Source organism: Actinotalea sp. C106 (assembly GCF_023630195.1).
Lineage (GTDB): Bacteria > Actinomycetota > Actinomycetes > Actinomycetales > Cellulomonadaceae > Actinotalea.
Genome location: NZ_JALPKN010000249.1, coordinates 1 through 4,694, shown reverse-complemented (window position 1 = coordinate 4,694; position 4,694 = coordinate 1). Strand labels below are relative to the sequence as shown.

General features: G+C 72.6%; 5 protein-coding genes. All 5 read left to right on the top strand.

Annotated elements, in window-relative coordinates; all coding sequences use genetic code 11:
- Nucleotides 1-228 precede the first annotated feature (228 nt).
- Complete coding sequence (locus L0B03_RS14165) at nucleotides 229-1,206, top strand: cell division protein FtsQ (protein WP_250446888.1); 978 nt, start codon at nucleotides 229-231, stop codon at nucleotides 1,204-1,206.
- Nucleotides 1,207-1,208: 2 nt separating this feature from the next.
- Nucleotides 1,209-2,933, top strand: a complete 1,725-nt coding sequence (locus L0B03_RS14160) for an ABC transporter ATP-binding protein (RefSeq protein WP_250446886.1) — start codon at nucleotides 1,209-1,211, stop codon at nucleotides 2,931-2,933.
- Nucleotides 2,933-3,766 carry an energy-coupling factor transporter transmembrane protein EcfT gene (locus L0B03_RS14155; protein WP_250446884.1) on the top strand — a complete coding sequence of 278 codons (834 nt, stop codon included), beginning with the start codon at nucleotides 2,933-2,935 and terminating at the stop codon, nucleotides 3,764-3,766. The genes L0B03_RS14160 and L0B03_RS14155 overlap by 1 nt, the downstream gene beginning before the upstream one ends.
- Nucleotides 3,767-3,856: 90 nt before the next feature.
- Complete coding sequence (locus tag L0B03_RS14150) at nucleotides 3,857-4,342, top strand: glutathione peroxidase (protein ID WP_250446881.1); 486 nt, start codon at nucleotides 3,857-3,859, stop codon at nucleotides 4,340-4,342.
- Nucleotides 4,343-4,361: 19 nt separating this feature from the next.
- The coding region (locus L0B03_RS14145; protein WP_250446878.1) for a sulfurtransferase at nucleotides 4,362-4,694 on the top strand (333 nt) is incomplete at its 3' end.

Here is a 4,694-nt window from a genome sequence, read left to right as displayed (position 1 = left end):
GGCGTCGGCTCGGTGGTCGTGGTGCGCGGCGGTGCCCCCGCCCCCGAGGCCCTCGCCGCGGGTCTCGACGCCCCGGGCCACGAGCCCGACCTCCTCGTGGCGGACATGCGCGCCGTCCACACCGCCCTCGAGGCCCTCGACCCGGCCTGAGCCCTTCGCCTCGACCGCCTCCTGCTCGTCCCCTCCCGCTGGTCCCCTCCCGCTGGTCCTCACCCAGAAAGGCCCACCATGTCGTCCACCACGTCGTCGGCCCCCGCCTCGTCCAGCCCCGCCTCGTCCAACCCAGCGCGGCGCGTCCCGCGTCCCCAGGAGCTCGCCTCCTCGCAGAAGCTCATGGTCTTCGTCCTGTCGATGGTCCTGTTCGGCCTCGCCAACATCCTCACCGAGGTGCTCCCTGAGTTCCGGGTCGGCCCCGTCGAGCTCTCGGTCTCCTACCTGGCCTTCGTGCCGGTGGTCATGGTGAGCCTCTTCCACCCCCTGTACGCGGCCCTCGGGGCGCCCCTGGGAGAGATCATCTTCGTCGACCTGCTCATGGGGAACTTCTCCGGGGTCGGTGAGCTCGAGGGGTACATCCAGCTCGCGCTGGGCCTGTACATCGGCGGCTCCCTGGTGCGTGACCCCGCGCGTCGTTGGCAGGTGGCCGTCGCCGCGATGGTCGCGGTGCTCATCGACAAGGGGGTCGGCGGAGCGGTCGACATCCTCAAAGTCGTCGTCGGCGTCGAGGACCTCGAGTCCGTCCAGGGCCTGCCCGAGTCGATCCTCGCCCTCGAGGGGGTCGCCTTCGCCTCGGACTTCCTCATCAGCGGCATCATCTTCGGCGCGATCCCCGCGGCCTACCTCGCCCCCCGCCTGCACGGCAAGATCGAGCCGCTCATGGGCATGGCCCCGCGTGACCCGCGCGTCCCGCTGCCCGGCCGCGCCCGCCAGACCGCCGGCTTCATCGGGCTCGCCGTCGTGCTCTTCATCGCTTCGGGGCTCTTCGCCTTCCTGGAGTACGTCGACATCGAGCTGGGCCTGTGGGAGCCGGACTTCCTCGAGCAGTACGGCATGAGCTTCCTGTGGGTGAGCGTCGCGGCCTGCGCGGTCGTGCTCGTCACGGTGGTGCTCCTGGCCCGCCGCTCGGCCCACCGCCGTCGGCTCGAGGCGGACCACGCCCCCGCGGCGCCGGCCACCGAGGCAGCCCGCACCACCACCACGGGGGTCTGAGCGTGCCGGCCGTCATCGAGGTCCGTGACCTCACCTTCCGCTACCCCGGGGCTGAGGTCGACAGCCTCGTCGGCGTCGACCTCACCATCGAGCGCGGCGACTTCGTGGCCGTGGTCGGCGGCAACGGCTCGGGCAAGACCACCTTGTGCAAGACCTTCAACGGGCTGATCCCGCACTTCTGGTCCGGGGAGATGCTCGGCTCGGTGCACGTCGGCGGGACCGACACCCACGAGTCCTCGGTCGCGGCCCTGTCCCACCAGGTCGGCTACGTCTACCAGGACTTCGGCAACCAGCTGGTGCGCCCCACGGTGCGTGACGACGTGGCCTTCGGCCCGATCAACTTCGGCCTGACCGACCACGCCGAGCGCACCGAGCAGGCCATGGCCCAGCTGGGCATCGAGCACCTGGCCTCGACCTTCGTGTGGCAGCTCTCGGGCGGGCAGGAGCACCTGACCGCCCTGGCCGGGGTGCTCGCGATGCGCCCCGAGGTGATCGTGGTCGACGAGCCGGTGGCCGAGCTCGACCCGGTCCGCGCGGAGGAGACCTACCGCATGCTCGCCCAGGTCAACGCCGAGCAGGGCACGACCATCGTCGTCATCGAGCACCACGCGGAGTTCATCGCCCGGTACGCCCGCAGCGTGGTGCTCATGGCCCAGGGGGCGCCCCGCTGGCACCTGCCGGTGCGCGAGGCCCTGTCCCGCGCCGAGGAGCTCGCCGAGCACGGCATCCCTGCCCCCCAGGTGGTGCAGGCCGTGCAGGCCCTGGCCCCCGAGGCCCCCGTGCCGCTCACGGTCGAGGAGGCCGTGACGGCCCTCGCGGGCAGCGGGGTCCTGACGGGCAGCGGGGTCGTGACCGGCAGCAGTGCCCCCGCCGAGCCGAGGGCGACCTCCTCGCGCGGCCCGGCCGTCGCGCGCCTCGAGGGGGTCACCCACGGGTACCGGGATGTGCACGGCCACCTGTCGACCGTCCTGGACGACCTCAGCCTGACCCTGCACGAGGGGGAGCGGATCGCCGTCGTCGGCTCGAACGGGGCCGGCAAGTCGACCCTGCTCCGGCTGCTCACGGGGCTGGACGTGCCGCGGGTGGGGGAGGTCGAGGTCGAGGGCATCAGCACCCGCTCCACCTCGGCGGCCCGGCTCGCGGACCACGTCTGCTACCTCTACCAGCACCCCGAGCAGATGTTCCTGCAGGACTCTGTCCGTCAGGACATCGCCATGTTCCCCCAGCAGCGGCGTCGTCCCGGCACCGCCGAGCTCGTCGAGGAGATCCTCGACCGGCTGCGGCTGCGCGAGGTCGCCGACCGTGACGGGCGCACCCTGTCCGGCGGCCAGCAGCGCCGCGCGACCCTCGGCATCGCGCTCGCGATGACCCCGGCCCTGCTGCTGCTCGACGAGCCCACCTCGAGCCTGGACGTCGGAACCCGGCGTGACGTGACGGCCATGCTCGCGGCGCTGGCCGAGCGCATCCGCTGCGTCGCGGTCGCCACCCATGACATGCACCTCGTGGCCGAGTGGGCCAGCCGCGTCGTCGTCCTGCACGGGGGTCGGGTCCTCGCCGACACCACCCCGGCCGAGCTCTTCGACGACCCGGACCTGATGGCGGCCGTGCACCTGGTCCCGCCGCAGGTGAGCGTGCTGGGCCGGGCCCTGGGGATTCACCCGCCCCCGCTCTCGGTCGCCGAGCTCACGGCGCGCGTGACCCAGCCCGTCGCGGCGGGGGTGCGCTGATGGCCCGCAAGCAGCGCGACGTCATGTCGGTCGAGTGGGTCAAGCTCGAGCTCCTGCGCACCGCGTACGCCACCCGCGGCGGCCTGCTGTCCCGCCGGGACCCGCGCATCGTGCTCGGCTGGTACCTCGTCTTCGCGGTCGTGCCGTGGCTGACGCACAACATCACCACCCTCGCGGTCCTCTTCGGGCTGACCGCCGTCGCGGTGCTCGTCTCACGGGTGGGCCCGCTGATCCTCGGCCTGTTCGTCATCGGGCTGGTGCTCGAGAGCACCTACCTGCTGCTGCTCGCCTGGCTGTTCGACGGCGACATCACCACGGTGCTCTCCCTGGTCACCCTGACCCTCAAGCTCGGCACCATCAGCCTGGCGAGCATGGCGGCCTTCGTGTCCCTGGACCCGGAGAAGCTCTCGGACGCGCTCATCAGCCTGCGGGCCCCGGCCCTGCTGAGCTTCGGGGTCAGCTACGGGTACCGGATGCTGCCGATCCTCATGACCGAGTTCCACACGATCGTCAACGGCTTCCGGCTGCGCTCGGCCCCCCTCGAGCGACGCGGGATCCTCGGCTGGCGGGCCGTGGTGCGGCTCTCGACCACCCTGGTCCAGGCCTTCTACCCGATGATGCTCAACACCGCGAAGCGCACCCGCACCACGGTCGAGGCCCTCGAGACCCGGGGCTTCACCTTCGCGGGGGAGAGCCGGCTCGGGCGGGACCTGCGCCTGGCCTACCTGCGGGTGGGGGCGGCCGACGTCGTGCTCCTGGTGGTGACCCTGGTGCTCGTCGCCGCCGCCTTCGTGACGGGGGCGCAGGTCCCGCTGTTCGCCCAGGCGCGGTGAGCCAGGCGACCGAGCCGGCCGCGGGGAGCCGACGGCGTCCTCGACGACGGGGGCCGGGAACGTCCGGCCCCCACCCGACGTTGCGCCTCCATGGACCTCGACGACATCGCCCTGACCACCCTCGACGGCCGCACCACGAGCTTCGGCGACTGGGCCGGCCAGGTTCGCCTCGTGGTCAACGTGGCCTCCCGCTGCGGCTTCGCCACCCAGTACGCCGGCCTCGAGCAGCTGCACCAGCGCTACGCCGACCGCGGGCTGGCGGTGCTCGGCTTCCCGAGCAACCAGTTCCTCCAGGAGCTCGGCAGCACCGAGGCCATCGCGGAGTACTGCTCGACGACCTACGGGGTGACCTTCCCGATGTTCGAGAAGGTCAAGCTCAACGGCCGCTCGGCCCACCCGCTGTTCCAGACCCTGACGAGCACGCCAGCGGTCGACGGGACCAAGGGCAAGGTGCGCTGGAACTTCGAGAAGTTCCTCCTCACGCCCGACGGCGACCTGCACCGCTACCGCTCGACCACCGAGCCGGACGCCCCCCAGGTGGTCGAGGTCATCGAGGCTGCGCTCCCCGCGAGCTGAGCGGTGCCAGAGTGGGGCCATGGCGAGCAGCGAGTCCCCTGACCACGCCCGCGGCGTCCCTGGCGCCCTGATCTCCGCCGAGACCCTCGCGGCCGAGCTCGCCGCGGGGGAGCGGCCGCTCCTCCTCGACGTCCGTTGGACCCTCCAGGGCGCGGACCACGACGGCTACCTCCACGGTCACCTGCACGGCGCGGTCTTCTGCGACCTCGACGCCGATCTGGCTGCCGAGCCCGGCGAGGGCGGGCGCCACCCGCTGCCCACCCCCGAGGTGCTCGCCGCCACGCTGCACCGCCTCGGTGTGCGGCCCGGCAGGCCCGTCGTGGCCTACGACGGCGTCGCGGGGGCAGCGGCG